This window comes from Nonomuraea thailandensis, from assembly GCF_024172165.1.
GTDB classification, from domain to species: Bacteria; Actinomycetota; Actinomycetes; order Streptosporangiales; family Streptosporangiaceae; genus Nonomuraea; species Nonomuraea thailandensis.
Window position 1 is genome coordinate 4046365 of sequence record NZ_JAMZEB010000002.1, and the last position, 25848, is coordinate 4072212.

23 protein-coding genes are annotated in these 25848 nt (G+C 73.9%); 12 read left to right on the forward strand and 11 right to left on the reverse strand.

Going from position 1 to position 25848, the window contains the following annotated elements:
- Positions 1-4: 4 nt before the first annotated feature.
- Complete coding sequence (locus HD597_RS22085; protein ID WP_253744575.1) at positions 5-3706, reverse strand: nSTAND1 domain-containing NTPase; 3702 nt, start codon at positions 3704-3706, stop codon at positions 5-7.
- Between the two features lie 256 nt (positions 3707-3962).
- Here HD597_RS22085 and HD597_RS22090 point away from each other — a divergent pair, with 256 nt between their 5' ends.
- Positions 3963-4550 carry an RICIN domain-containing protein gene (locus HD597_RS22090; RefSeq protein ID WP_253744576.1) on the forward strand — a complete coding sequence of 196 codons (588 nt, stop codon included), beginning with the start codon at positions 3963-3965 and terminating at the stop codon, positions 4548-4550.
- Between the two features lie 254 nt (positions 4551-4804).
- Here HD597_RS22090 and HD597_RS22095 read toward each other — a convergent pair whose 3' ends face one another.
- On the reverse strand, positions 4805-5704 hold the full coding sequence (locus HD597_RS22095; RefSeq protein WP_253744577.1) for a LysR family transcriptional regulator: 900 nt from the start codon (positions 5702-5704) through the stop codon (positions 4805-4807).
- A 96-nt stretch (positions 5705-5800) separates the two neighbouring features.
- Here HD597_RS22095 and HD597_RS22100 point away from each other — a divergent pair, with 96 nt between their 5' ends.
- The gene (locus HD597_RS22100) at positions 5801-6166 is read left to right on the forward strand and encodes a YybH family protein (protein ID WP_253744578.1); all 366 of its coding nucleotides are present in this window, start codon (positions 5801-5803) and stop codon (positions 6164-6166) included.
- A 38-nt stretch (positions 6167-6204) separates the two neighbouring features.
- Here HD597_RS22100 and HD597_RS22105 read toward each other — a convergent pair whose 3' ends face one another.
- The gene (locus HD597_RS22105) at positions 6205-9345 is read right to left on the reverse strand and encodes an AfsR/SARP family transcriptional regulator (RefSeq protein ID WP_465263880.1); all 3141 of its coding nucleotides are present in this window, start codon (positions 9343-9345) and stop codon (positions 6205-6207) included.
- 374 nt (positions 9346-9719) lie between these two features.
- Between HD597_RS22105 and HD597_RS22110 the strand changes: the two genes are divergently transcribed.
- The 5 genes from HD597_RS22110 to HD597_RS22130 all read left to right on the forward strand — a co-directional run bounded on the left by HD597_RS22110 (position 9720) and on the right by HD597_RS22130 (position 13953).
- Positions 9720-10178, forward strand: a complete 459-nt coding sequence (locus HD597_RS22110; RefSeq protein ID WP_253744580.1) for a hypothetical protein — start codon at positions 9720-9722, stop codon at positions 10176-10178.
- A gap of 115 nt (positions 10179-10293) precedes the next feature.
- Positions 10294-11349: a sigma-70 family RNA polymerase sigma factor gene (locus HD597_RS22115; RefSeq protein WP_253744581.1), complete on the forward strand. Its 1056-nt coding sequence runs from the start codon at positions 10294-10296 to the stop codon at positions 11347-11349.
- A 21-nt stretch (positions 11350-11370) separates the two neighbouring features.
- Entirely contained in the window at positions 11371-12783 is a 1413-nt protein-coding gene (locus HD597_RS22120; RefSeq protein WP_253744582.1) for an MFS transporter, read from the forward strand.
- Positions 12776-13549, forward strand: a complete 774-nt coding sequence (locus HD597_RS22125) for an isocitrate lyase/PEP mutase family protein (RefSeq protein WP_253744583.1) — start codon at positions 12776-12778, stop codon at positions 13547-13549. Before HD597_RS22120 ends, HD597_RS22125 begins: the two co-directional genes overlap by 8 nt.
- Positions 13550-13578: 29 nt before the next feature.
- The gene (locus HD597_RS22130; RefSeq protein ID WP_253744584.1) at positions 13579-13953 is read left to right on the forward strand and encodes a helix-turn-helix domain-containing protein; all 375 of its coding nucleotides are present in this window, start codon (positions 13579-13581) and stop codon (positions 13951-13953) included.
- Between the two features lie 207 nt (positions 13954-14160).
- On the opposite strand, the gene HD597_RS22135 is transcribed toward HD597_RS22130, so the two are convergent.
- From HD597_RS22135 to folE, 3 genes are all read right to left on the reverse strand, one after another.
- Complete coding sequence (locus HD597_RS22135) at positions 14161-15171, reverse strand: alcohol dehydrogenase catalytic domain-containing protein (protein ID WP_253744585.1); 1011 nt, start codon at positions 15169-15171, stop codon at positions 14161-14163.
- Positions 15172-15295: 124 nt separating this feature from the next.
- Positions 15296-15652 (reverse strand): ArsR/SmtB family transcription factor, encoded by a 357-nt coding sequence (locus HD597_RS22140; RefSeq protein ID WP_253744586.1) that lies wholly within the window; start codon positions 15650-15652, stop codon positions 15296-15298.
- A gap of 85 nt (positions 15653-15737) precedes the next feature.
- Positions 15738-16388: a GTP cyclohydrolase I FolE gene (folE, locus tag HD597_RS22145; RefSeq protein WP_253744587.1), complete on the reverse strand. Its 651-nt coding sequence runs from the start codon at positions 16386-16388 to the stop codon at positions 15738-15740.
- 118 nt (positions 16389-16506) lie between these two features.
- Here folE and HD597_RS22150 point away from each other — a divergent pair, with 118 nt between their 5' ends.
- On the forward strand, positions 16507-17208 hold the full coding sequence (locus HD597_RS22150; protein ID WP_253744588.1) for a helix-turn-helix transcriptional regulator: 702 nt from the start codon (positions 16507-16509) through the stop codon (positions 17206-17208).
- Positions 17209-17214: 6 nt separating this feature from the next.
- Here the strand turns inward: HD597_RS22150 and HD597_RS65900 are convergent, their stop codons facing one another.
- The gene (locus HD597_RS65900) at positions 17215-18585 is read right to left on the reverse strand and encodes a cytochrome P450 (RefSeq protein ID WP_253744589.1); all 1371 of its coding nucleotides are present in this window, start codon (positions 18583-18585) and stop codon (positions 17215-17217) included.
- Between the two features lie 191 nt (positions 18586-18776).
- On the opposite strand from HD597_RS65900, the gene HD597_RS22160 reads away from it, so the two are divergent.
- Together HD597_RS22160 and HD597_RS22165 are read left to right on the forward strand one after the other, a co-directional pair.
- Positions 18777-20666, forward strand: a complete 1890-nt coding sequence (locus HD597_RS22160) for a S9 family peptidase (protein WP_253744590.1) — start codon at positions 18777-18779, stop codon at positions 20664-20666.
- Positions 20667-20708: 42 nt separating this feature from the next.
- Positions 20709-21248, forward strand: coding sequence for an LOG family protein (locus HD597_RS22165; RefSeq protein WP_253744591.1), 540 nt, complete (start codon positions 20709-20711; stop codon positions 21246-21248).
- Here the strand turns inward: HD597_RS22165 and HD597_RS22170 are convergent.
- Together HD597_RS22170 and HD597_RS22175 are read right to left on the reverse strand one after the other, a co-directional pair.
- Positions 21218-22171, reverse strand: a complete 954-nt coding sequence (locus tag HD597_RS22170; protein WP_253744592.1) for an LLM class flavin-dependent oxidoreductase — start codon at positions 22169-22171, stop codon at positions 21218-21220. The genes HD597_RS22165 and HD597_RS22170 overlap by 31 nt on opposite strands.
- A 71-nt stretch (positions 22172-22242) precedes the next feature.
- The gene (locus HD597_RS22175; protein WP_253744593.1) at positions 22243-22707 is read right to left on the reverse strand and encodes a MarR family winged helix-turn-helix transcriptional regulator; all 465 of its coding nucleotides are present in this window, start codon (positions 22705-22707) and stop codon (positions 22243-22245) included.
- A gap of 75 nt (positions 22708-22782) precedes the next feature.
- Here HD597_RS22175 and HD597_RS22180 point away from each other — a divergent pair, with 75 nt between their 5' ends.
- A complete protein-coding gene (locus HD597_RS22180) occupies positions 22783-23145 on the forward strand; it encodes a hypothetical protein (protein ID WP_253744594.1) in 363 nt (120 codons plus the stop codon).
- Between the two features lie 3 nt (positions 23146-23148).
- On the opposite strand, the gene HD597_RS22185 is transcribed toward HD597_RS22180, so the two are convergent.
- A complete protein-coding gene (locus HD597_RS22185) occupies positions 23149-23997 on the reverse strand; it encodes a phytanoyl-CoA dioxygenase family protein (RefSeq protein WP_253744595.1) in 849 nt (282 codons plus the stop codon).
- Positions 23998-24242: 245 nt separating this feature from the next.
- Here HD597_RS22185 and HD597_RS22190 point away from each other — a divergent pair, with 245 nt between their 5' ends.
- Positions 24243-24950 (forward strand): hypothetical protein, encoded by a 708-nt coding sequence (locus HD597_RS22190; protein WP_253744596.1) that lies wholly within the window; start codon positions 24243-24245, stop codon positions 24948-24950.
- Positions 24951-25032: 82 nt separating this feature from the next.
- On the opposite strand, the gene HD597_RS65905 is transcribed toward HD597_RS22190, so the two are convergent.
- A complete protein-coding gene (locus tag HD597_RS65905) occupies positions 25033-25821 on the reverse strand; it encodes an IclR family transcriptional regulator (RefSeq protein ID WP_253744597.1) in 789 nt (262 codons plus the stop codon).
- Positions 25822-25848 lie beyond the last annotated feature (27 nt).

Genomic DNA, 25848 nt, shown 5'->3' on the forward strand with positions numbered 1-25848 from the left:
GCTGTCAGCACACGGGGTCGGGGGTGGTGACCGCGCCGTACGCCCGCCACTCCCCCTCGGTCACGTCCCGCCCCACCGCCCGGCACAACGACGCCGCCGCCGCGTCCGCGTCGAAGGCCCAGCGGATGATCCGGCCGTCGTCCGCGCCCGCGATCAGCGCGCCGTCGGCCAGGAACGCCAGCGACCTGATGGGCGTCTGGTGACCTGAGAGGATCTCCGTGCGCCGCCGGCTCGCGACGTCCCACACCTGGACGGTCCGGTCCTCGCCGGCCGAGGCCAGGCGGCGCCCGTCCGGGCTGAAGCCGACCGCGGCGACCGGCCTGCTGTGCCCGCCCAGCGTGGCGACGGGCGTGCCCCGGTCCAGGGACCAGAGTTTGACCGTGCGATCGGCGCCGGCCGTGGCGGCGAGCCGGCCGTCCGGGCTGATCGCCACGTCCTGCACCGTGCCCTGCCCCGTCTCGATCACCTGGTGGTCCCGGCCGGTGGCCAGGTCGCGCAGGATGAGCCTGCCGTTCGGGCAGCCGAACAGCAGCAGCCGCCCGCCGGGGAGGAACGCGACCGCCGAGACCGTGTCGCGCGCGGCCCCGTCGGCGGCGGGGACCTCGGCGCCCCGGTCCCACAGGAACTGCCGCACGGCCGTCGCCGCGACGCGGTCGCCGGTGGCGTCCAGGGCCACGTCGGTGGCGGCGCCCATGCCGGCGAAGCGGATCACCGGCCCGCGCCGCCGCTGGGTGGCGACGTCCCACAGGGTGATGGTGTGGTCGCGGGTCAGCGCGGCCAGCAGGCGGCCGTCACCGCTGAGCGCCAGGGCCAGCACCTGGTCGCCGTGGCCGGCCAGCACGGTGGCCTGCCGGCCGGTGGGGTCCCAGAGCCGTACGGTGCGGTCGTCCCCGGCCGAGGCGATCGTCCGGCCGCCGGCCACCAGGTCGTTCACGGGGGCGGTGTGCCCGGCGAACGGCGGCAGGATCGGGCTGTGCAGCGTGATGTGCCTGCCGAAGCCGGCGGTGGCCAAGATGGTGCCGTCCTCGGACAGCGCGATCGCCGCGGTCTCGGTCAGGCCCCGGTCCTGGTGGCTGAACAGCGGCTCGCGGCGGGCGATGTCCCAGACGGTGACGGCGCCGTTCTCGTCGGCCACGGCGATCCTGCCGCGTACGGGGGCGGAGATGCTCCAGGCGTACGTCGGCCGGCCGGGCAGCCGCCAGGTCATGGCGGGGTCGGCGGGGTCGTCCAGGTCCCACAGCAGCACGCCGTTGCGGTCGGAGGTCGTGGCCAGCGTCCGGCCCTCCGTGGCGAAGGCCAGCTCGTGCACCTCCTCGGCGGCCAGCTCGGCCCGCGGCGTGACCGTCTCCGCGTCCCACACGACCGGCCTGCCGCCGGCGAGGCCCACCGACACCAGCAGCCGCCCGTCGGGGCTGTAGGCGAGCGCCCGGACCGGGTCCGCCGGCCCGTGACGCGGGTGGGCGGCCCAGGAGCCGCGGGCCCAGTCCCACAGCGCGATCTCCCCGCTGCCGGTGCCGACCGCGAGCGTCGTGCCGTCGGGGCTCAGGTCGATGGCGAGCGGGGCGACCGCGAACGTGCGCTGGGCCAGCCTGCGGCGGGCGGGCACGTCCCAGATGGTGATCAGCCCGCCCTCGGAGGTGAGACCGGCGGTGGCGAGCCGCGTCGCGTCGTCGCTGAAGACCGCGCGGAAGGCGTAGTGGCCGGGCCCGTCGAGCGTGGCCACCCGGGTGCGGGTCCGCGGCGACCACAGGCTGATGTCCCCGCCGTCCTGCGCCGCGGCGAGCAGCTCGCCGTCGCGGCTGAGCTCCAGGCCGTAGGCGCCTCGCTCGCCGGTGTCGAGCTGGGCTCTGCGCGGGATCGCGGCGGCGCTGAGCAGGCTGCCCCTGCTCTCGGCGTCGGGGTGGAGGCGGAAGGCGGCGACCGCCAGCAGCGCGGCCCGGTCGGGGTCGGAGGAGGACAGCAGCCGCGACTCCCCCGACAGCTGGCGGGCGAGCGTGAGCTCCTGCTGCTCGCGGGCCTCGACGCCGCCCCGTACGGCCGTCACGCCGGCGACCAGGGCCAGGACGAGCAGCACGGCCATCGTGACGAGCAGCCGGCGCAGCAGGCGGACCCGGCGGCGCGCGGCCCGCTCCTCGGCCTGCCGCTGCTCGTGGCCGGCCCGCAGGAACGCCTGCTCCAGCAGGTTCGGCTCGCGGGGACGGCGTTCGGCCCACGCCGTGGCGGCCTCGAGCTGGGCTCCGCGGTACAGGGCGCCCTGGTCACGGTCCAGCGAGTCCCAGACGAGTGCGGCCTCGGTGAGCCGCCGGTGCACCACCAGCCCGGCCCGGTCGTCGGTGAGCCAGCGGTGCAGGCGTGGCCAGGCGCGGATCAGCGCCTCGTGGGCCAGCTCCACCGTGTCGCCGTCCACGACCACGAGCCGGGCGGCGACCAGGCCGCGCAGCACGGTGGCCGTCAGCGAGGCGTCGGCCACCCCGTCCAGCTCGGCGCGGGCGATGGGCCTGCGGGTGTCCTGCGTGCCCTCGCCGAGCGCGCACAGCCGCAGCAGCACGGCCCGGCACGTCCGCCGTTGCGCGGCGGTGAAGGCGTCGTAGGTCTCCTCCGCGCTCTGGGCGATCGCGCCGCGCACGCCGCCGGTGCCGCGGTAGGCGTCCAGGGTCAGCGTGACGCCCGTACGGTGCCGCCACGTCTCGCGCAGCGCGTGCGAGATCAGCGGCAACGCGCCCGGCTCTGCCGCCGCCTCGGCCAGCACCGTGGCCAGCAGGTCGTCGTCCACGCCCAGCCCCGCGCCCGCGGCGGGCATGACGACGACCTCGCGCAACTCGTCCTCGGACATCGGCCCGACCAGGACCTGGCCGTCGTGCCCCAGCGCCTCCACCAGCGCGGGATACCGCGTGAGGTGCGGCAGGAAGTCGGCGCGCACGCCCAGCACCATCGTCGCCCGCCGTCGCGGGCCGTGTGCCGCGTCCACCAGCGCCTCGATGAAGCGGGCCCGCTCGTCCTCCCGCGCGCACAGCGTGAACACCTCCTCGAACTGGTCCACGACCAGCAGGACCCGCACGTCGTCGGGCCCGGTCGCCAGCGCGTTGCGGATCGCCACGTCCAGGGCCGGCGGGTCCTCGCCGAGCCCGACCGGCGCGTCCGTGCCGGCCAGCTTGGCCACCTGCTGCGCCAGGGCCTCCAGGGGATCCGCGGTGGGCGTCATCAGGACCACCCGCCATCGCGCCGACAGCCGCGGGTCCCGGGCGATCCGCCCCACCACTCCCGCCCGCAGCAGGGAGGACTTGCCGCTGCCGGAGGCGCCGAAGACGGCGACCACCGGCCGGCGTGCCACCCTGTCCAGCACGTCGCCGACGAGGCGGGAGCGGCCGAAGAACAGCTCGGCCTGCTCCGGCTGGAACGCCACCAGCCCCGGGTACGGGGGCGTCTCGCCGTCCGCTGGGTCGCCGGGCGGCTCGGGGGCGACCGGCTCGCGGGCCGCGGCCCGCCACCGCGCCTCCCACTCGGCCGGGTCGCCGCCGCAGGCCGTGACGTACGCCAGCGTCACCGTCAGGGACGGCAGCCGCTCCCCCTTGGCCGCCTCCGCCAGGGTGCTGGCCGAGAAATGGGCCCGTTGCGACAGCCGGCGGTAGCTGGGCCGGCCCGCCTGCTCACGTAATCGCCGCAGCTCCCACGCCAGCGCCTGCACCGGGCCGTCCTGGGGATCCAAGGGTCGTTCCGGTCGTCCCATCCCGCGCGCCCCCTCGATGCGACAGCAGAGCCCCTTGTGCACATTGTCCGGCGTTGTTTGTCCTGCCGCGCCGGCCGTGCCGGACAAACCTCGCGCCGATTAGATCAAAGGGTGCGGGCCAGGGGCGGCCTGCGGAGACCTGCCGGCCGGACGGGGGCGCGCGTCTCCGGCATCCCTTCCTTCAAGACCACCGCCCCTGGCCTGCGCTCTCACCCACCACACGAGGGAGATGAACGTGCACGAATCGGTGAAAACAGGTATCAGGGCCCTGGCCGCGGCGGCGCTGCTCACGCTGCTCGCCGCGCTGGTGTCGCCGTCCCTGCCGGCCGCCGCCGCGTCGGCCGGCGGCCAGCGCGCGGAGCTGACCGCCGGCAGGACGGACAGCGCTCTCGACAGCAACCGCATCCGCAACCGGAACTCGCGGCTGTGCCTGGCCGCGCGGGCAGGCACGGGCGAACGGCCCGCCATCCAGACCACCTGCGACTTCGAGGCCGGCAGGTACTGGCCTGACCAGCACTGGACCCTGGAGCGCGTGGTCACCGGCACGGAGATCTACCGCCTGAGGAACGTGGCGCTGAACCTGTGCCTGTCGGCACGCGGCTCCGGCGAGACCCAGGCGTTCGCGACCGCCTGCGACCGCGACCGCGGCCAGGAGTGGCGCGACCAGCACTGGATCTACCTCTTCGACGCGGGGCACGGCACCCACAGGTGGCAGAACCGCGCCTCGGGCAACTGCCTGGCCGCTCGCGGCACGGGCCAGTCGCCGGCGATCGCGACGACGTGCAACCGCGACTGGCTGGACCAGCACTGGAACTTCCAGTAGGCACGGATCGCCGTCGGCCCGGGACCGGCGCTCGCGCCGGTCCCGGGTCCCGGTCCTTCGAAGGTCGTAAGGCCGGGGTCAGTGCCGCCCTTCCGGCCGGGGCGCTCGCCCCGTGCGTCGCGGGCCCGCCGGGCCGGCCATGGCGGTGATCGCCGTCCCGGTCGCCTGGGCCACCGGCTTCCTCAAGCCGCCGGCGCTCACGGAGACCGCCGACCGGCCGTGACGCGTCGCCGATCTCGCCGAGCGGCCGCCTCTCAACGAGCGGCGGGGCCGTCTGCGGGGAAGAAGGCACGGCGGCCGCAGCGCAGCATCTCGCGCACCGCCGGGCTGTCCGACGGCCGCCAGACCAGGGCGAGCAGGGCGGGCGCCGCCACGTCGTCGATGAGCAGGCCGGTGAGCCGGTCGCGGTAGTGCGCGGCCATCGACTCGCTCAGCACCGCCACGCCCAGCCCGCGCACGGCCAGGCCGGCGATGGCGTCGGCGGCGCTGGCCGCCAGGGAGACGACGGGCCGCAGGCCCTGCGCGGCGCACGCCTGGTCGAACAGGGTACGCAGGCCGGTGCCCGGCGGCATGCACACGATCGCGTGCTCGCACAGCTCGCGCAGGGTGACCGCCCGGCCGCGCGCCAGCGGATGGCCCGGCGGGACGGCGGCGACGAGCCGTTCCTCGATGATCGTCAGCGTCTCCAGCCCGTCGGGGGTGGCGGTGGTGGTGCCGATGAGCGCCAGGTCGAGGGTGCCGTCGCGGACGGCCTCCGCGAGCCGGTCGGAGTTGTCCTCGATCAGGGAGAGCTCGACGCCGGGGTGCGCCGCGTGGAAGGCGGCCAGCGCGTCGAACAGCGGCGTGACCGTGCAACCGATCACCATGCCGATCGTCAGCCGCCCCCTGATCAGGCCGGTGACCTCTCCCACGGCCTGGCCGACCGCCCCGGCGGCGGCCAGGGCCGCGCGGGCGTGCTCGAGCGCCGCCTTGCCGGCGACGGTGAGGGTGGCCGCGCGGGCCGAACGGTCGAACAGCTCGGCGCCGAGCTCGCGTTCGAGCCGGCGGATCTGGGCGCTGACGCCGGACTGGCTGATGTGCACCCGCTCGGCGGCGCGGGTGAAGCTCTGCTCCTCGGCGACCGCCACGAAGTATTCGAGCTGCCTCAGTTCCATAACCAGGAATTCTAGATGCCATCAGAACCAGCTGTTGGACTTCTGGATCCGGCGTCGGCAGGCTGGAGGAACCGAGACAGGAAGAGGACAGACACCATGACCGAGTACGAGAAGGCCATGCGGCCGGAGGACATCACCCGGCTGTTCGTCGAGCGTTCCAACGCCGGTGACGCAGCCGGGGTCGCCGCGCTGTACGAGGAGGACGCGGTGATCGCGTACCCGCCGGGCAGCCGGACCGTCGGCCGCGCGGCCATCCAGGAGCTGTGGGAGAAGGTCCTGGCAGGCAGGCCGCGCTTCGAGCCCGAGCAGCCGCTGCCGACGCTGGTCAGCGGCGAGCTCGCCCTCACCTCCACCCCGCCCCGGGACGGGGCCGGCGCCCGGGCCCAGGTCGTCCGCCGCCAGCCGGACGGGAGCTGGCTGCGCGTGCTCGACCAGCCCGAGTTCGTCACCCCCGGCCGCTGACGGCCCCGCCGATCGGCTGCGGCGGGGGCGCGCGTCGTTCACGAAGCGAGCGTGATCTCCGCCAGCTCCTGCCAGTCCCGCTGCTGACCGTCACGAACCGCCTCGGCGAACGCCGCCTCACCGAGCCGGTCGCGCGCTTCCGCCGTGATCCTGGAGACGTCCGGCAGCGAGAGGTCCGGCGTGCCGCGCACGGCCTCGCTCGCCGCGAGCAGCCGCACGGCCTGCTCGTCCTGCCCCTGCCGCAGCGCGAGGTCGGCGATGCCGACCAGCAACTCGGCGATCATCGGCGGGTACGGCTGCTCCATGGCCCTGCGGAACGCCGCGGCCCGGTGCCCCCGCGCCTCCTCGAGGTCCTCGGCGAGGTAACCCTGGATGTCCATGACCTGGATGTGGACGGCGTCGCCCACGTCCGCCCCGCCCAGCATCGCCTGCACCGCGGCCAGGTGCTCGCGCGCCTCGGCGGGCTCGCCGCGCCAGCGGGCCAGTTGCGCCTTCGACAGGGCCAGCCCGGCGAGGGTCCCCGGCCAGGTGATCCCGGCCGCGGACCGCTCCGCCGCCGCCAGGGCCGCCGCGCCGGCCCGCTCGTCGCCGAGCAGCCAGTACAGCTGCGCCTCCCGCGTCCGCAGCCCGACCACGTCCTCGCCCGCGCCGACCTCGGCCAGCGCCACGGCGGCCTCGTCGTAGTGCTCGCACGCGCTCGCGAACTCGCCGCGCAGAGAGAGCCGATCGGCCCGGAACGTCAGCGCCAGCGAGATCCCCCACCGGTCACCCAGGGCGCGGAACTCGTTCAGGCCGATCTCGAGGTCGGTGTCCACGTCGGTCTCGTCTCGGTACAGCGTGAGCCGGAACCTGGCGCGGCTGAGCCTGGCCTGCGCGCGCACCCACGGATCGTCGTCGGCGACGAGCGGGTCGAACGCGGGCAGGACCTCCGCCGGGTTCTCCAGCAGCCGCTCCAGCGGCGCGACGAACCCGACCATCGGGCTGCGGTGCTCCGGCTTGGCGAACCGGTGCGCCTCCTCGATCCACCGGCGCGCCTGGAACTGGTCGCCGCCAGGGCCCGAGGAGATGAACACCGCCAGCACCGTGTACGCCAGCGCCCGCACCTCGTCGGGCACCTCACCCGGCAGCGAGGCCGCCGCGACGCCCAGCTCCGTGCCCTCGGCCCGGTGCCCGCTGAGGAACCAGTACCAGCCCGACGCCCCGACCAGCCGCATGGCCTCCTCGGCCCAGCCCTCGGCGATCGCTCCGCGCAGGGCCACGCTCATGTTGTCGTGCTCGGTCTGGAGCGTGGACAGCCATTCCATCTGCTCGGCCCGCCGCAGGTGCGGATCGGCCGTCTCGGCCAGCTCGACGAAGTAGGCCAGGTGCGCCCGCCGCGCCGCCTCGCTCTCGCCGGCTTCGGCGAGCCGGTGCGCCGCGTACTCCCTGATGGTGTCGAGCATCCGGTAACGCGGCAGGTCGTCGCCGTCGGCGACCAGCAGCGACTTCTCGATCAGCGCGGTCAGCACGTCGAGCACCGGCTCGCCCGCGTACGTGTCGCCGCCGCACACGCGCTCGGCCGCTTCCAGGCTCGCCCCGCCGGAGAACACCGACAGCCGCCGCAGCACCCCGCGCTCGGCCTCGCTCAGCAGGTCCCAGCTCCAGTCGACGACCGCGCGCAGCGTCTTGTGCCGGGCCAGCGCCGTCCGGCTGCCGCTGGTCAGCAGGCGGAACCGGTCGTCGAGCCGGCGGGCGAGCTGGTCGACGGACATCGTACGCAGCCGCGCGGCGGCCAGCTCGATCGCCAGCGGGATCCCGTCCAGCGCCCGGCAGATCCCCGCCATGACCGCCAGGGTCTGCGTGTCGGAGCCGATGTCCTTGCGCACCAGAGCCGCGCGGTCCCGCAGCAGCCGCACCGCCGGCGAGGCGCCGACCTCTTCGGCGCCCGCCCCCCGCCCGGGCAGCGCGAGCGGCTCGACCTGCCACAGCACCTCGCCCGTGATGCCCAGCGGCTCCCTGCTCGTCGCCAGGATCCGCAGCCGGCGGCACTCTCCCAGCAGCCGGTCCGCGAACTCCGCGGCCTCCTCGATCACGTGCTCGCAGTTGTCCAGGATCAGCAGGATCGTCCGCTCCCGGATCGCGGAGACGAGCCGGTCCATCGGCTCCCCGCCGCGCGCGCCGCCCAGCACGGCCTGGTCGCGCAGGCCGATCACGGTGAGGGTGGCCTGTGCCAGCTCGCCGCCCGCCCGCACCGGCGCCAGCTCGACCAGCCACGCGCCGTCCGGCAGCTCGGCCAGCATCCTGCGGGCGGTCTCCGTGGCCAGCCGCGTCTTGCCGGAGCCGCCCGGCCCCGTGAGCGTGACCAGCCGGTGCTTGACGGCCAGACCGGCCACCGTGGCGACGTCGTCGTCCTTGCCGACGAAGCTCGTCAGCTCGGCGCGCAGGTTCGTCCTGCGGTTCTCCGCCCGCTCGCCCAGCTCGCCCCGCAGCAACGCGGTGTGCAGCGCCGACAGCTCCGCCGACGGATCGGCGCCCAGCTCCTCGGCCAGCAGCTCCCGCGTGCGCTGGTAGACGGTCAGCGCCTCGTTCCCGCGGCCGGCCTCGGCCAGCGCCCGCATCAACGCCGCCACGAACCCCTCGCGCAGCGGATACGTGGCGACGAGCGCGGTCAGCTCGGAGACCAGCTCGGAGCCGCGGCCGAGCCGGATGTCGGCGTCCACGCGGTCGCCGAGCGCGGCCATGTGCAGCTCGTCCAGCCGCGCGACGGCCGCGCCGAACAGCTCGCTGTCCCGCAGCGCGATGTCCGCCATCGCCGAACCCCGCCACAGCTCCAGCGCCGAACGCAGCAGCTCGGCCCGCTCCGCGGGCTCCGCCCCGCGCGCCTGCCCGACGAACTGCTCGAACCGCCACACGTCCACGGCCTCGGGAGCGACCACCAGCCGGTACCCGCCCGCGTCGGCCGCGATCACACCGTCCGGCAGCACTCTGCGCAGCCTCGACACCAACGCCTGGAGGGCGTTCACCTCGTCCGAGGGCGGCTGCTCCCCCCAGATCCACTCGACCAGCCTCGCCCGCGTGACGATCCGCCCGGGCTCCAGGGCGAGCGCGGCCAGCAGGCCGCGCAGCCGAGCTCCGGGGACCTCCACCACGGCCCCGTCACGGTCCCTGACCTCGAACGGTCCTAGCAATCCGACTCGCACGCCAGCCATTGTGCCGAACCATGACGATCCCGACGAACCGCCACCGCTCCCAGCCTGCTGGTACGACGGATCTTCACCGGACCGTTATCACCGGCCGTCCGGTCCGCGGCCCCAGGACGCCACCCGGTCGTGGATCGCCCGCAGCCACGAGCGGGATGCCGGGGCACTCATTCCTCGGCGACTCCCAGTCGATCACCCGGCGGGCGGGGCCCGGGACGCCGACCGGGCGTACGGCGCCCGGCCGAGCCACATCCTCCGGCTCCCGCGATCATGCGGATTGCAGTCGCCGTGCAAGCGCCGCCTGATCGACTGGCCGCATCGGAACGGACCAGGCCGGCCCCCATCGAGCCGGCCCTTCAGCGTGAGGTAGCAGGATGGCGTCGACAGTCTTCGGAACCACGGCCGTGATCGCGCTGGTCGTGGGTGTGGTGCTGTTCCTCAGGCTGAGGCGCAAGCCGGAGACCCGGGCCGGGGCGTACATCAGCGCGACGGTCCTGTTCCTGGGCGCGGGCATGCTCGCCATGGGCTCCATCTCGTTCGGCAGCCTGGAGGCAGCCGCGCTGCGGACGTTCACGGAGCAGGAGCGCGGGGCGGCCATGCCGTGCCAGGCGGCGGTGCTGGGGGCCGAGGAGACGTCCAACAAGCTCAACGGGCGCTACATCTGGCTGCTGCGGCTGCGCGTCACCCCTCAGGCCGGCGGCCCGTACGAGATCGAGCGCACCGCCCGGCTCACCTGGTCCATGGGCGAACGCCTGGAGCGGGGCAACATGGTGCTCCCCTGCCTGGTGGCGCGCACCGACCACACCCGGATCGAGATCCCGGCCCTGGCCTGAGGATTCACGGCGGAGCGCGGGCGCCGGAAAAATCCCGCGCGAAGACCGACCGGTTCACGCGGCTCCCGGTGTCCATCCATGCGTGGACAGGCATGACGAGAGACCAGGAGCCACCATGCGAGGGATCCCGCCGGGCGGGGCCGCCGACGCCCCCGCCGATCTGCTGGGGCCGGCGCGCGCAGGAGACGGCGAGGCGTTCCGCAGGCTGATCGAGCCGTACCGGCGGGAGCTGCAGGTGCACTGTTACCGCATCCTCGGCTCGGTGCAGGACGCCGAGGATCTGCTGCAGGAGACGCTGCTGGCGGCGTGGCGCGGCATCGGCGGCTACGAGGAGCGCGCGTCGCTGCGGACGTGGCTCTACCGGATCGCGACCAACCGCTGTCTGAACGCGTCGCGGGCCGGCGGGCGCCGCCCGCAGGAGGTGGCGGCGGCCTACCGGGCGGAGGTGCCCATGCCCGAGCCGTCACGCCGCCGGGAGGAGCCGAGCTGGCTGGAGCCGTACCCGGATGTGCTGCTCGGCGAGCTCGCCGACCAGGTGCCGGGGCCGGAGGCCCGCTACGAGCTCAGGGAGTCGGTGTCGCTGGCGTTCCTGGCGGCGTTGCAGCAGCTGCCGCCGAGGCAGCGGGCCGTGCTGGTGCTGCGGGACGTGCTGGGCTTCCGCGCCGCCGAGGTGGCGGCCATGCTCGACACGACCGAGAACGCGGTGACGATGGCGCTGAAGCGAGCGCGGGCCACGCTGGCGAGCGAGTTGCCCGGCTCCGGCCGGGAGAGCGGCCCGCTGCCGGACTCTCCGCAGGAACGCCGGATCGTGGAGGAGTTCAGCCGCGCGCTCGAGGCCGGGGACGTGGACGCCATCGTCGCCATGCTGACGGACGACGCGTGGCTGACGATGCCGCCGATGCCACTGGAGTACCAGGGCCCGGCTGCCATCGGGCAGTTCCTGGCCACGGTCGCGGTGCGCGGCTGCCGGCGCTACGTGCTGGTCCCGACCAGGGCGAACGGCCAGCCAGCGTTCGGCTGCTACCTGCGCGACCCGCGCACCCCGGTCCTGCACGCGCACGGCCTGCTCGTGCTGACCCTGGCCGGGGAGCGCATCCGCGCGCTGACGCGCTTCCACGACAACTCGTACCTGCCGATGTTCGGCCTGCCCCGGTCGCTGCCCGGCCGCTGATCGCGCGAGCGCGGAGGGAACATGACATCGAAACAGGCATGGGGGCTGGGGCTCGCCTCCCTGGCGTCGTTCATGATGGCCCTGGACAGCCTGGTGGTGACGACGGCGCTGGGCACCATCCGGCAGGATCTGACGGCCTCGATCGAGGCACTCGAGTGGGTGGTCAACGCCTACAGCCTGACGCTCGCGGTGCTGCTGCCGACCGGCGCCGCGCTCGGTGACCGGTACGGCCGCCGCCGCATGTTCGCGGCCGGGCTGGCGGTGTTCACCGTCGCCTCGGCGGCGTGCGCGCTGTCTCCCGGCATCGGCACGCTCATCGTGTCCCGGGCGTTGCAGGGCGCCGGCGCCGCGATGGTGCTGCCGCTGTCGCTCACCCTGGTCAGCGCGCTCTTCCCGCCGCGGGAGCGCGGCAGGGCGATGGGGCTGTACCTGGGCATCACGGGGCTGGCCACGTTCAGCGGGCCGTTCGTCGGCGGCGCCATCGCCGAGGGGCTGGCCTGGCAGTGGATCTTCTGGGTGAACCTGCCGATCGGCCTGATCGCGATCCTGCTCACGACGCTGCGGGTGGAGGAGAGCCGGGGCCCGGGCGGGCGGTTCGACCTGGGCGGGGTGGTGCTCGTGAGCGCGGGCGCGTTCGGCGTGGTCTGGGCTCTGGTGCGCGGGAACGCGGCGGGCTGGGGCAGCGCGGAGGTGCTGGGGGCGCTGCTGCTGGGCCTCGCCCTGGTGGTGGCGTTCGTGCTGTGGGAACGGCGGGCCGAGGCGCCGATGTTGCCGATGCGCCTGTTCCGGCTGCGGGCGTTCGCCACCGCCAATCCGGCGAACTTCCTGGTGTTCGCCTCGCTGTACGGCACGATGTTCTTCCTCGCGCAGTACTTCCAGATCGTCCACGGCGACGGGCCGCTCGTCGCCGGCCTGCGGCTGATGCCGTGGACCGCGACGCTGATGATCTGCGCGCCGATCGCCGGCCGGCTGGCCGACAGGGTGGGCGAGCGCACGTTCGTGGTGAGCGGCCTGCTGCTCCAGACGCTCGGCATGGGCTGGATCGCCCTGGTCGCCGGCCCCGGCACCGGCTACCTCGAACTGCTGCCCGCGCTGATCATCGGCTCGGCCGGGCTGACCATGGCCATGCCGGCCGCGCAGAAGGCGGTGGTCGGCGCGGTGCGCCCGCACGAGATCGGGCAGGCGTCCGGCGCTTTCATGACGCTGCGCATCTTCGGCGGGGTGTTCGGCGTGTCCGTCGCGGTCGCGGTCTTCGCGAGTGCGGGCGGTTACGCCTCACCCCAGGAGTTCGGTACGGGGTTCGCCGCGGGCATGGGCGCGGTCACCGTGCTCGCGTTCCTCGGCATGCTCGTCGCCCTCGGCATGCCGGGCCGGCGACCGGCCGCCGCGGCGGCACCACCGATGACCCGAGAGAGGGAGGAAGTTCATGAGTGACACGTCTCGCCCGGCAGTCCTTCGGGAGCTGCACGTGCCCGGTGATCCGCTCGTGCTGCCCAACGTCTGGGACGCCGCCTCGGCCCGGATGGCGGAGGCGGCCGGCTTCCCCGCCGTGGCCACGAGCAGCGCGGCCACGGCCGCGGTGCTCGGTCACGACGACGGTGAGGGGGCGCCGGTCGCCGAGGTGCTGGCCGCGGCCGCCCGGATCGTCCGCGCGGTGCGTGTGCCGGTGACGGTCGACTTCGAGCGCGGCTACGGGCTCGCGCCGGCCGAGCTGGTCGAGCGGTTCGCGGCGACCGGGGCCGCCGGGTTGAACCTGGAGGACTCGCACCCGGCGAGCGGCGACATGATCGACGTCGGCGAGCAGGCGGACTTCCTGTCCGCGGTGCGCGAGACGGCGGCGTCGCTGGGCGTGGACCTGGTGATCAACGCGCGTACGGACCTGTTCCTGCGCCGGCCCGTACCGCCGGAGGCTCAGCTCTCCGGCACGCTGGAGCGCGCCCGCCGCTACCTGGCGGCCGGCGCGGACTGCGTCTACCCGATCGGCGCCGGGGATCCGGAGGTGATCCGGGCACTGTCCGGGGGCGTTGCCGGCCCCGTCAACGTCGCGTACGGGAACGGGAAGCTCACGCGGGCCGAGCTCGCCGCGCTGGGCGTCGCGCGGGTGAGCTTCGGGCCGGCGCTGCAACGGCACCTGTACGGCACGTTCGCCGCGGCGATCTTCTCGGCCGTCGCCTCCGGCGAGAACCCCTTCACGCTCTGAGCCGCCGCGCGCGATCACCGTTCCGTCCGGTGGCGGCGGTGGCGATGGACGGCGTGAGCGCATTCGCACCGGGCGGGGGTGACAGCTCCCTCACCGGCGTCATCGACTGGCTCCTGGCCAACCTCGACCGGCCGGTCTCGATCGGCGAGCTGGCCAGGCGGGCCCTGATGAGCGAGCGCACCTTCAACCGCCGCTTCAAGGCCGTCACCGGGACCACGCCCTACTCGTGGCTGCTGACGCGGCGGCTGGAGCGGGCCGCCGCATTACTGGAGACCACGGAACCGTCCGTCGAAAAAGTCGCCCGGCGTGTCGGTTACAACACGGTCGCGGTCTTCCGCCAGCAGTTCACGAAACGCCACGGCATCGGGCCGCGGGCTTATCGCATGAAATTCCGTCAGGAATGAGCCGGAAGGGCCGCGCGATGGTCGCGCGGCCTTTGGCGAGCCGGCTTTCTGCGTGTCTCCGGCGATTCATTCCCCGGCCGGAAGGGCGGATCCAGGCGCGACCCCCAGGTGACGGTCTCCGAGTACCGCAGCCACCAGGGGACGGAGACGGACGCCGTCTCCCAGCTCGGATTGTCAGCATCCAGCGTGCTTCCGGCCACTCGTCCGTCAGCCGAAGGTGATGACCGAGCGCTTGCCCGCGTGCCCCGCGGCCATGGTGTCGAGCACCGTGTTCGCGTCGCGCAGCCCGACCGGTGTGACCTCGGGCAGGATGCCGTGCGCGACCGAGAACGCGAGGGTGTCGCGCAGGTCGTGCGGCGAGCCCGACGGGTTGATCATGGCGTGCAGCCGGTTGAGCGCCATCGGCTGGGTGGGCAGGGTCAGCGGTTCCGGGCCGTACCCGCACAGCACGAGCGTGCCGTCGGGTGCCAGGCCGGTGAGGGTCGCCGAGGCGGCGGAGGTGGACGGGGCGGCGTTGAGGATCAGGTTCGCGCCGCCGTCCCAGGCTCTGAGCGCCTCGGCGGGATCGGTGTCCTGGGTGGCGATGAACCGCTCGGCGCCCATCTCCCGCGCGGCGGCCTCGCCGCGGCGCGAGCGGCCGATGGCGGTCACGCGGGCTCCCATGGCGACGGCGTAGCGGATGGCCAGCGCGCCGACCCCGCCGGCGCCGATGACGGCGACGCGGGAGGTGGCGGCGATCCCGGCCTGGCGCAGGCTGTTGAAGGCGGTCAGGCCCGCGCACATCAGGGGGGCCGCGGCGACCGGGTCGAGCCCTTCGGGCAGCGGGGTCACGAAGTCGGCCTTGAGCACGGCGTACTCGGCGTAGCCGCCGTCCATGACGATGCCCGTGATGCGCTTGGCCGGGCAGAGGATCTGCTCGCCGCGCACGCAGTGATCGCAGTGGCGGCAGGAGTCGCCGAGGAACTGCGCGCCGACGCACGCGCCCGCCTGCGGCCACGACACGCCGGGGCCGGCGGCGGTCACCACGCCGGTGATCTCGTGGCCGGGGACGACCGGGAAGCGGGCGATCGGCCAGTGGCCCTGGAGCACGTCGAGGTCGGTGTGGCAGATCCCGCACGCGGTGATCCTGACGAGGACCTCGCCCTGTCCGGGGGCGGGGATCTCCCGCTCGGTGAGCGTCAGCGGCTCACCGGCCGCGGTGGCAAGGGCCGTGAGCATGACGGGACCTCGATCTCTGTTCGGCTCCTGTCATTCAAGCGGCCGGCGCGGCGGGCGCGGGCGAGGCGGCCCCGGTGTGTCGCGTTCCGGCTGTTCGCGGCCCCGGTGTGCCGCGTTCAGGCGGTCAGCGGGCCTCGGCGACCTGGCCGTTCTCCCGGACGCAGGAATCGATGACGGCCCGCAGGAGGCCGGGGAAGCGGGCGTCGAGGTCGTCGGGGCGCAGGCTGTTCATCTTGGTGGTGCCCTGGTAGTGCTGGCGGATGATGCCGGCTTCGCGCAGCACGTTGAAGTGGTGGGTGGCGGTCGAGCGGGAGACCGGCAGGTCGAAGGTGCCGCAGCTCAGGTCGTGGCCCGCGAGGGCGAGCTGGGCGATCACCGAGCGGCGGACGGGGTCGGCGACCGCCTCCATGAGCTGCTGGAGCGTGACCTCGGCGGCCGAGGCGTTGTCCACGGTGCGCGGGGTGGTCTTCGGGCGGGCCACGCGGTCTCCTCCTGGCGGGATCAAGGCTGGCACGCCATGGTACGTCGGGCGTCGAAGGAGTGGACGGTCCCGTCGCCGGAAGAGCCTAGGAGCTGACCCCGGCCAGCGCGAAGAACTCCTGCCGGGAGCGCGCGTCCTCGCGGAGCAGCCCCTGCATCGCCGACGTCACCGTGCGGGACCCGCGGGCCTGCACGCCCCGCATCGACATGCACAGGTGCTCGGCCTCGATCACCACGCCCACGCCCCGCGGCGCCAGGTGCTCCTGCAACCAGCCGGCCACCTGCTTGGTCAGCCGCTCCTGCACCTGGAGGTCGCGGGCGAACAGCTCGACGACCCGGGCGAGCTTCGACAGCCCGAGAATGCGGTCGCCGGGCAGGTAGCCCACGTGCGCCACCCCCTGGAACGGCAGCAGGTGATGCTCGCACAACGACTGCACCGGAATGTCGCGGGCCAGGACGAGCTCGTCGTACCCCTCCTCGTTGGGAAAGGTCGTCAGGTCGAACTCGCGCGGCGCCAGCAGCTCGGCGTAGGCGCGGGCGACCCGCCTCGGCGTGTCGGCCAGGTGCTCGGACTCGGCCTGCCGGCCCAGCGCGATCAGCAGGTCCGTCACCGCCCGTTCCGCGGCGTCCAGGTCCACGCCGCCGCGCCCCCGGACCACCCGCAGGCGTCTGTGCTGATGGTCGAGGGACGCGACGGAAGAGGGATCGCCGGCCGGCTGCGTCACGGTCTCGCTCATGCCGCCCGCCCGCCGTCCTCGCACGCACAGCGCATCATGTGAACCCCTTCTTCTATTGACGAGTTTCGTTAACATTAGAAGGGGCACGGCAATTCAGTCAACAGAAGTGGGTTTTAGAATGGACGAGGTCGAGGGGGCCCGGCCCGCACACGTCTCCGCCGTCGCGGCGCTGGACGAGCCGACCCGGCGCCGCCTGTACGAGTTCGTGGTGCGGCAGCCCGAGCCGGTGAGCCGCGACCAGGCCGCGGGCGCCGTGCAGGCGCCCCGCAACACCGTCTCGTTCCACCTCGACAAGCTGGTGGCCGAGGGGCTGCTCGAAGCCGTCTACCAGCGCCGCACCGGCCGCACGGGGCCCGGCGCGGGCCGCCCGTCCAAGCTCTACCGGCGCGCGCCCGGGCAGATCGCGATCTCCCTGCCCGAGCGGCACTACGAGATCGCCGCCCACCTGCTCGCCGGCGCGCTCCAGACGGCTCAGGCCTCGGGCGAGCCGCCCCGCGCCGCGCTCGACCGGCGCGCCCGCGAGCTGGGCAGGGAGCTCGGCGGCAGGGCCCGCCCCGCGTCCGGCCCCCGCGACGCGGTCCTGCGCGCGCTGGAGACCCTCGGGTTCGAGCCCCGCGCCGACGGCGAGAGCATCGGCCTGGTCAACTGCCCCTTCCACAGCCTGGCCAGGCAGCACACCGAGCTGGTCTGCGGCATGAACCTCTGCCTGGTCACCGGCCTCCTCGAAGGCCTCGGCGCAACGGACGTCACCGCCCGCCTGGAGCCCGCCCCCGGGCACTGCTGCGTCCGCCTCCACCCGGCCGGCCCGCCTTCGCGCTGAGCGCCCTCATCGTGGCCGGCGCAGCCCGCGCAGGAAGGTCCACAACGGCGAGCGGGACTGCCTGCCCGCGGGCTCGTCCGCCGGGGGCTCCTGCGGTGCGGGCGCCTGATCCGGGGCGGGGCCGCTCCTCGGGGGGCGCGGGGCCTCGGCGAGCTCGTACTGGATGGGCAGCGACCGCAGCGCCCGCATGAACGGGGAAGGACGCCAGGGCAGCTGGTCGGGCGGGAGCGCGAGCTTCACCTTGGACATCCGCTTGAACAGCCGGTGCACGGCGATGGCGGTGATCCGGGTCGCCAGGAGCTGGCCGAGGCAGTTGTGCGGCCCCGCGCCCCAGGCCAGGTGGGCGCGGGTGGTGCGGATGGCGTGCCAGTCGATCGCCCCGGCGAAGCGCGGGTCCTGGTGCGCGGCGGCGACGGAGAGCATCACGGGATCGCCGGGGGCGATGGTGTAGTTGCCCAGCTTCACCTCGGTCAGCGCGTAGCGGAAGGTGAGGTTGGCCATCGGCGGGTTGAGCAGGGCGACCCTGTTCACCGTCTCGTCGATGGCGCCGACCGACAGGCTCTCGCGCACGTCCGGGTTGGCGGCGACCTCGACGACCACGTTGCAGACGAGGCTGGCGGTGAAGTCCAGCAGGCCGGGCAGCATGAGCAGCTCGCGGGCCAGCTCGTCCAGGGTGATGTCGGGCTTGGCCTCGATCAGGTAGGACGGCAGGTCGTCGCCTGGGGTCTCGCGTTTGGCGGCGCCCAGGTCGGTCATGGCGGCGTACAGCCGCTCGAACGCCGCGGCCGCCTCCGGTCCGGCGTCGATCATCCGCCAGATGTCCATGACGACGTCCTCGCCGCGGCCGGCCGGGAAGCCGAGCATGCGCTCGGCGACCATGAGCGGGAGCGGCCGCGCGTACTGGGCGGCGAGGTCCGCCCATCCCGTGGCTCCGCCTTCGGCCAGCACGCCGATGAGGTCGTCGGCATGATCCACGACGGCCTGCTCCAGCTGCTTCGCCTGGGGGTGGCCGGGGTTCTGGAAGGGGGCCAGCGCGCTGGTCCAGGCGTGGCGCAACCCGTTGAGGGCGGCGCCTTCCTGGAACGTCGAGTTGTTGACCTGGAAGACGGGCAGCAGCGGCCAGTCGGCCGGGATCCGGCCCTCCGCGTGCGCCCGCCACCTGTCCACGCGCTTGCTCCACACGCCTCCGGAGTTCTGCAGGACGCGGAGGACCTCCTCGTACCCCATCACGAACCAGACCGGCACCCCGAGGAGGTCGACCGGCGCGACGGGGCCGTAGATCTTGCGCAGTCTCTCGTGCACTTGTGCGGGGTCCGCGTCGTAGTCCCTGGTCAGCAGTGGCTCGGGGGGTTGCTGGGGCCACGGGCCTTGGGTCACGTGCTGAACTACCTCTCTGCTCGCTGCTCCGCGTCACGGATCATGAACGCGTGACGCGTTCTGGGAGCTTACGGCTGTTTCACGCAGAAGGTGTGCAGCATCACGAATTGTAACCAAAGGCAGGGATGTGCAGGAAGATGTGATCTCGGCGCCGCTATGGCCGCCGAAGCGCTGCGGTTAGGGTCGAGCGCATGAAACCTGCGGACATCTCCCTTTTGCATGCTCTCGGCGCGCCGACGATCTCGCCCGACGGGAAGCATGCGATCGTCGCCGTCACGCGGCCGGACCTGGAGGCCGACGAGTACCGCGGCGGCCTCTGGCTGATCCCGACCGACGGCTCGGCCGAGCCCCGCCGGCTGACGCGAGGGCCGCGCGACGCGGCGCCGGCGTACTCCCCCGACGGCGCCTGGCTGGCCTTCGTCCGCGGCGGCGACGGCGCCAAGCCGCAGCTCTACGTGATGCCCACCGGCGGTGGTGAGCCTCGCAAGGTGACCGACCAGCCGCTCGGCGCCGGCGAGCCGGTGTGGAGCCCCGACTCGCGGCGGCTGGCCTTCGTCGCGAGGGTGCCCGAGGAGGGCCGGTACGGCGAGGGCGAGCCGGACAAGGAACGGCCGCGCCGCATCACCGGCTTCCACTACCGCTGGGACAACCTGGGCTTCGTCCTCGACCGGCGCGCGCACGTCTTCGTCGTCGACCCCTTCGCCGAGGAGCCCGCGCCCGTCCAGGTCACCGAGGGTGACTTCGACCACGGCGAGGTGGCCTGGAGCCCGGACGGCTCGCTGCTGGCGTTCGTGGCGGCCCGGCACGACGAGCGCGACGCCTCGCTCGCCAACGACGTGTGGGTGAGCGCCCCCGACGGCTCGGGCCTGCGCCGGGTGACCGCCACCGACCTGGCGGTGGCCGCGCCGCGCTTCACGCCGGACGGCGAGTCCGTGTGCTTCCTCGGCTCCGTCACCGGCCCCGAGCGCCGTCACCTGGTCTGCAGGAACCTCGGGCTCTGGCTCGCGCCGCTCGCCGGCGGCCAGGCCCGCCGCCTCACCGACGAGGAGCGCTTCCACGTCAGCGAGGACCCGTACACGCCCACCGCCGACGGCGTGCTGGTCATCGTGGAGAACCGGGGGGCCAAGGACCTGCTGCTGGTGCCGTACGAAGGCGCGGAGCCGGCCGTCCTGATCGGCGGCCGGCGGGAGGTCAACGCCGTCGCCCACGCCGGCGGCGTCACCGTCGCGGCCGTCGCCGACGCCCGCACCCCGGGCGAGCTGGTCGCCCTGCGCGACGGCGGCGAGACGACCCTCACCTCCTTCGGCCGCGACCTCGACGTGCTGCCCATCGAGGAGGTCACCGGCACGGCCCCCGACGGCTACCCCGTGCACGGCTGGATCGTCCGCCCGGCGGGCGAGGGCCCGCACCCGGTGCTCCTCATGATCCACGGCGGTCCCTTCACCCAGTACGGCTGGCACGTCTTCGACGAGGCACAGGTCTACGCCTCGGCCGGGTACGCCGTCGTCATGGGCAACCCGCGCGGCTCGTCCGGCTACGGCCAGGCGCACGGCCGGCACATCATCGGCGACGTCGGCCGCCTGTCGGCCGTCGACCTGCTGGCGCTGCTGGACGCCGCTCTGGCCACCGGCGGCCTGGACGCCTCCCGCGCCGGCGTGCTCGGCGGCTCGCACGGCGGCTTCATGACCACGTGGCTGGCCGCGCACCACGGCGAGCGGTTCAGGGCGGCGATCAGCGAGCGCGCCCTCAACGCGATCGACAGCTTCCACGGCAGCAGCGACATCGGCTGGTCGTTCACCCGCGACCTGTACGGCGAGGACCCGGCGCGCTGGGTGGAGCTGAGCCCGCTCACGCACGCCGACAAGATCGAGATGCCGTTCCTGATCATCCACTCGGAGCACGACTGGCGGTGCCCGGTGGAGCAGGCCCAGCGGTTGTTCGTCAAGCTCCGGCTGCGCGGGGTGGAGACGGAGATGCTGCTGTTCCCGGGAGAGGGCCACGAGCTGTCCCGCTCGGGGCTGCCCAGCCATCGGGTGGCCCGCTTCGAGGCCGTCCTCGACTGGTGGGGGCGGCACCTCTGACCGCGTCCCGCCGCGCCGCGGGCACCCCTTACGGTGGTCCACATGAACATCTGCGTCTTCCTGTCGGCCGCCGACCTGCCCGAGACCTACACCCGGCCCGCCCGCGAGTTCGCCGAGCTGATCGGCAAGGGCGGGCACACGCTGGTCTGGGGAGGCTCCGACGTGGGCCTGATGAAGGTGATGGCCGACGGGGTGCACGCGGCGGGCGGGCGGCTGATGGGTGTCTCGGTGGACTTCCTGGCCGCCAAGGCGCGCAGCGGCGTGGACGACATGGTCATCGCCTCCGACCTCGCCGAGCGCAAGAGGCTGCTGCTGGAGAAGGCCGACGCGGTGGTCATCATGGTGGGCGGCACGGGCACGCTGGACGAGGCCACCGAGATCCTGGAGCTGAAGAAGCACGGGCGGACGGACAAGCCCGTCGTGCTGCTGAACACGGCGGGCTTCTACGACGGCCTCAAGGAGCAGTTCCGGCGGATGGAGGACGAGGGTTTCCTGCCGCGCCCCCTCATCGACCTGGTCTTCTTCGCCGAGGAGCCCGTCGGGGCGATGGCCTATCTGGAGGAGTCGCTCGGCGTCGTGTGAGGCCGCTCGCCGCCGCGCTCCTTCGCCACCGCCTCGCGTACGGCCGGAGCGACCTCTTGCGCCCAGCGGGCCAGGGTGGTGGCGTCGACGCCGCCGTGGCCGGCGGCGAAGAGCGTGAAGCCCGAAGCGCCGTACTCCAGCACGGCCCCGGTCAGCTCCTCCGCCCACTGGGCGGGAGAGCCGCCGAGCCAGCGGCCCGCGTCGTCGCGGGTGGCGGGCAGCGGCCGGTCGGTGATGCTGCCGGGGAGGTTGAAGATCGTGCGGATCTCGCCGGGGTCGCGGCCGGCGGCGGCCGCCGCCTCGTCGATGATCGGCCGCGAGGACCGGTAGCGCTCGCTGAGCCAGTCGGCCGCGTGCCCGGGGATCCAGCCGTCGGCCACGCGGCCGGTGGCGGCCAGGGACTTCGGGCCGACCGATCCGGTCCACACGGGCGGCGCGGCCACGGGAGCGGGGTCGATCCGGTGCACCTGGTAGTGCGCGCCCTCGAACGTGACCGGAGCGCCGCCGCCTGACAGCAGCTTGACCAGCACGATCGCCTCCTCGAACGCGTCCACCGCGTCGCCGGGCGACAGCCGCGGCACGCCCATGTCGGCGATGCGGTCCCACAGCCCGCCCGCGCCCATGCCGAGCACGACCCTGCCCTCCGACAGCGCCGACAACGACGTCACCGTCCTGGCCAGCAGGGCAGGCGGCCGGGTCGGCAGGTTCGTCACGTTGGCGAAGCCGGCGATGTGCCGGGTGCGCCCGAGGACGAAGCCGAGCGCCGCGTAGGCGTCCAGGCGCCCGCCGAGGTAGGGGTGGTCGGACAGGCTGAAGACGTCCAGCCCGTCACGGTCGGCCTGCTGGGTCATGCGCAGCAGCTCAGGAATGTCGTCGATGCCGGGATGCGTGCCGAACCCGAAGACGACGTCATGTGCGGACAATTTCTGCCTCCCGAAACGCTCAGTTCGTGCCACGAACCATATTAGTTCGCGACACGAACTGCAAGCTGCGTTCAGTTCCGGCGATCCGGCTCCGCAAAGACGGCGGGCACCTTGTTGTCCGCCACGATGCGGCCGAGCAGGCCGGCGAGCACGTCGCGCTCCTTCTCGGGGAACCCGGAGGTCAGCTCCTCGACGCGGCGGCAGGTCTCGGCGTAGAACTCGCCGGCCAGCTTGGCGCCCCGCCTGGTCAGCTCCACCCGGACGGCGCGGGAGTCCTGCGGGTCGGGCTTGCGCCGCACCAGGCCGTTGCGCTCGCTGCGGTCCACCATGCCGGTCAGGCTCGACTTGGCCAGGCCGAGCACCGCGCCCAGCTCGCCCATGCCGTAGGAGCGCGCCATCAGCACGCACAACAGCTGGCCCTGCTGCTGGGTGAGGCCGTACTCGCGGGCGGAGGCCTCGTACACCGCGTTCACCAGGAACGTGGACCGCACCAGGGCCGCCACGACCCCGATCGGGCCGTCGACTTGCTCATTCACCGGCCAAGAATAGCAAAATTCGTGAGACGAACTAACTCCGTGAGTTAGACTCGTGGCCTGCCGGAGGGAGGACGCGTGACAGTGGCACGAGTGCTGGTGATCGGCCTCGATCCTGCCGGGATCGAGGGCTGGGACCCCGCGCCGGTCCAGGCGGCGATCGCCCGCGGGCGGGCCCGCTTCGACGACCTCGGCCTCGAGGCCGACTGGTGCCTGGTGACGCCCGGAGACGACCCGGAGGCGGCCGTCGTGGCGGCCCTGACCCGCGCGGAGCACGGCTGCGTGGTGATCGGGGGCGGCATCCGCACCTTCGAGCCGCTGCTCGACCTTTTCGAGAGGGTGGTCAACCTGGTGCGGGTGCATGCGCCGGGCGCCGCCATCGCCTTCAACAGCACCCCCGAGGACTGCGCGGACGCGGCACTACGGTGGCTGCGCCCGTAGACCTCAGCCGAACAGGCCGCCCGTGACCATGAACCGGGGAGAGCGGGAACGGTTGGCCGCCGGGGCGTGCAACAGGTGGGGGTGCAGGAAGACCACGTCCCCCGGCTCCCCCGTGAGCTCCACCACCTTGGCCCCCGTGGCCCGCCGGAGGTCCCGGAGCCGGGGGCGCGGGCCGAGGATCGCGTCGCGGACGGTGGCCGAGCGTCCCGGCTCGGCCTCACCGGCCTGCCGCAGGAACGCCGCGACCAGCCGGTGCGAGCCGGCCAGCACCACCGTGCCGCCGCCTCGCGGGCCGACCGGGGCCAGGTAGCCGAGCCACTTCAGCAGCAGGGTGATGCCGTGCGCGCCCCGTGCGGGGAAGTCGAGGTGCCAGCCGCCGGCCGGCACCTCCCACCGCCCCGGCGTCGGGAACGTGACCAGCGGGCCGCCCCAGCCCGACGGCCGCGGCCAGTCCCGGCGGCCCAGCAGCGCGCCGATCGCCGCCACGACGGCGGGCGAGCCCAGCCGGTCGAACACGCCCTGCCTGCTCAGCCCGCCGAGCCCCCGAGGCTCGGCCGGGCTCCAGGTGTCCGGCCGCGCGGGGTCGATGCCGTGCCCGCGGGCCAGCGCCGACCACACCGCGCGGGTCATGTCCGCCGCCGCGGCAGCGGGGAAGGCGTGGGGCAGGCGGGCGTATCCATGCTCGTCGTAGTGGGCGCGCAGCGCGTCGAGGTCCATCCGGTCGCCTCCCGGGCCGTGACCCCCGAGTGCGGGCAGGCAGGCGCCCACGCCGACTCGACGGTCGGTCGTGGGCGGGCCGGTGAGCACGCCCTGCGGCGGCGCCCGTAGCCCGGGGCGCCGTCCTCGCTTCACGCTACCGCGCGCACGACCGCACCGGCATCGCGTTCTTCGTTGACGCGCCTGCCAGGACGTCCTACGGTCGGCGGCGGCAGGAGGAGCGATGCAATGGCGTGACCTGCCGGCCGACCCCATCTGGGGCTTCCGCGCCGGCGACCTGGCCAGGCGGGACTTCTCCCAGAGCTGCTTCGACGTCCAGGGACACCGAGCCGTTTCCTATCGTGTAACGTCGTTTCCAATTCCGCTGGGAAGGGGCGTTCATGGGACCTCATCCGCACGGCTGGTGGATCGTCCTTCACCTGGTGCTGTTCGTCTTCTGGCTCGGCGGCGACCTGGGGGTGTTCCACTCCAGCAGGCACGTCCTCGACCCGGCGGCGACGCCCCAGGCGCGGGCCACCGCGTTACGGATCATGAGCGGCCTCGACCTCGCGCCGAAGATCTGCCTGGTGCTCTTCCTGCCCAGCGGGGTCACGCTGATGGCGATGGAGCCGCACGGGGCCGAGCTGTTCGGGGTGCGGCTGTTCCCGCTCTGGTCGGTGCTGCTGGTGTGGGCGTTCGCGCTGGGGTGGCTGGCGCTGACGGTGGCCGACCACCGCACCCATGGGCGTTTCCCGCTGGTGCGGCGGGCCGACTGGGCGATCAGGCTGACCCTCGTCGCCGTGATCGCCGGCAGCGCGGCCTACACGATGTTCGCCGAGCACCCGTTCGGCGTGGACACCGGCCCGCGCTGGCTGGGGGCCAAGCTGGCGCTGTACGCCCTGGCCATCGCGGCGGGGCTGGGCATCCGGCTCAGGCTGCGCGCGTTCGGGCCCGCCTTCGGGGCGCTGACCGCGTCCGGTTCGACGCCCGAGGTGGAACGGGCGCTGCGCCGCTCGGTCGACGGCTGCCTGCCCTTCGTCTGGACGATCTGGGCCTGCGTCCTGGGCGCCGCCGTGCTGGGGGTGCTCAAACCGGGCGCGACCCTGTGAGCCGGGACGCGGCCGGGCGCGGTGAGGCCGGGCGCGGTGAGGTCCGATGCGGCCGGGGTGGCGGTGGCGCGGGCGCAGTGGATCAGCCGTGGTGGCCGAGCCGGGCGGACAGGCGGGCGGCGGTCTCCAGGAGCGGGCGCGCGGCCTCCTGCAGGCGCGGCTTGAAGCGGGTGGCCGGGCCCGCGACGCTCACGGCCGCGATCACCAGGCCGTCGTGGTCGAAGATCGGCGCGGCGACGGAGGCAGCGCCCTCCTGGCGCTCGCCGAGCGAGGTGGCGTACCCCCGGCGCCGGACGGCGGCCAGCTCGGCCTGCAGCTTCCCGGGCTCGGTGATGGTCTTCGGGGTGAGGGCGTCGAGCTCGTGCCTGACCAGGTACGCCTCGATCTCCTCAGGCCGGAGGAAGGCGAGGATCGCCTTGGACGAGCTGCCCGCGTGCAGCGGGTAGGGGATGCCGAGCGAGACCTCCATGCGCAGCTCCTGGGCGGGCACGGCCTGATCGACGTAGAGGCGGGTGTCGCCGCGCCGTACGGACAGGGTGGCCGTCTCCTCCGTCTGCTGCGACAGGCGGCGCAGCTCGGGGCCGGCCATGGCGCGCAGGTCGGTGCGGGCCATGTAGGCGCGGCCGAGCGCGATGGCCGCGTGACCGAGGGAGTAGCGCCGGGTGACGGGGTCGAGCGCGATGAGCTCACGGCTGCGCAGGGCCGTGAGGATGCGGTGCACGGCGGCCTTGGTCAGGTCGAGCTCCGTGGCGATCTCGGTGACGCCCAGGTCGGCACGGCTGCTGCGGCCGAACAGCAGCAGGACGTCCATCGCCCGCTCCACCGACGCGATGGACCTGCTCTGGCTCTCGGTCTCGGCTTGCGCGCTCACTCGCCCAGTCTATTTCCGTGAGGGAAA

What these genes read in the sequence shown, in the direction of transcription:
- HD597_RS22095 (WP_253744577.1), bottom strand. Translation starts at nt 5,704, where the DNA reads ATGGAACTGAGGCAGCTCGAATACTTCGTGGCGGTCGCCGAGGAGCAG.
- HD597_RS22100 (WP_253744578.1), top strand. Translation starts at nt 5,801, where the DNA reads ATGACCGAGTACGAGAAGGCCATGCGGCCGGAGGACATCACCCGGCTG.
- HD597_RS22110 (WP_253744580.1), top strand. Translation starts at nt 9,720, where the DNA reads ATGGCGTCGACAGTCTTCGGAACCACGGCCGTGATCGCGCTGGTCGTG.
- HD597_RS22115 (WP_253744581.1), top strand. Translation starts at nt 10,294, where the DNA reads ATGCGAGGGATCCCGCCGGGCGGGGCCGCCGACGCCCCCGCCGATCTG.
- HD597_RS22120 (WP_253744582.1), top strand. Translation starts at nt 11,371, where the DNA reads ATGACATCGAAACAGGCATGGGGGCTGGGGCTCGCCTCCCTGGCGTCG.
- HD597_RS22125 (WP_253744583.1), top strand. Translation starts at nt 12,776, where the DNA reads ATGAGTGACACGTCTCGCCCGGCAGTCCTTCGGGAGCTGCACGTGCCC.
- HD597_RS22135 (WP_253744585.1), bottom strand. Translation starts at nt 15,171, where the DNA reads ATGCTCACGGCCCTTGCCACCGCGGCCGGTGAGCCGCTGACGCTCACC.
- folE (WP_253744587.1), bottom strand. Translation starts at nt 16,388, where the DNA reads ATGAGCGAGACCGTGACGCAGCCGGCCGGCGATCCCTCTTCCGTCGCG.
- HD597_RS22150 (WP_253744588.1), top strand. Translation starts at nt 16,507, where the DNA reads ATGGACGAGGTCGAGGGGGCCCGGCCCGCACACGTCTCCGCCGTCGCG.
- HD597_RS22160 (WP_253744590.1), top strand. Translation starts at nt 18,777, where the DNA reads ATGAAACCTGCGGACATCTCCCTTTTGCATGCTCTCGGCGCGCCGACG.
- HD597_RS22165 (WP_253744591.1), top strand. Translation starts at nt 20,709, where the DNA reads ATGAACATCTGCGTCTTCCTGTCGGCCGCCGACCTGCCCGAGACCTAC.
- HD597_RS22190 (WP_253744596.1), top strand. Translation starts at nt 24,243, where the DNA reads ATGGGACCTCATCCGCACGGCTGGTGGATCGTCCTTCACCTGGTGCTG.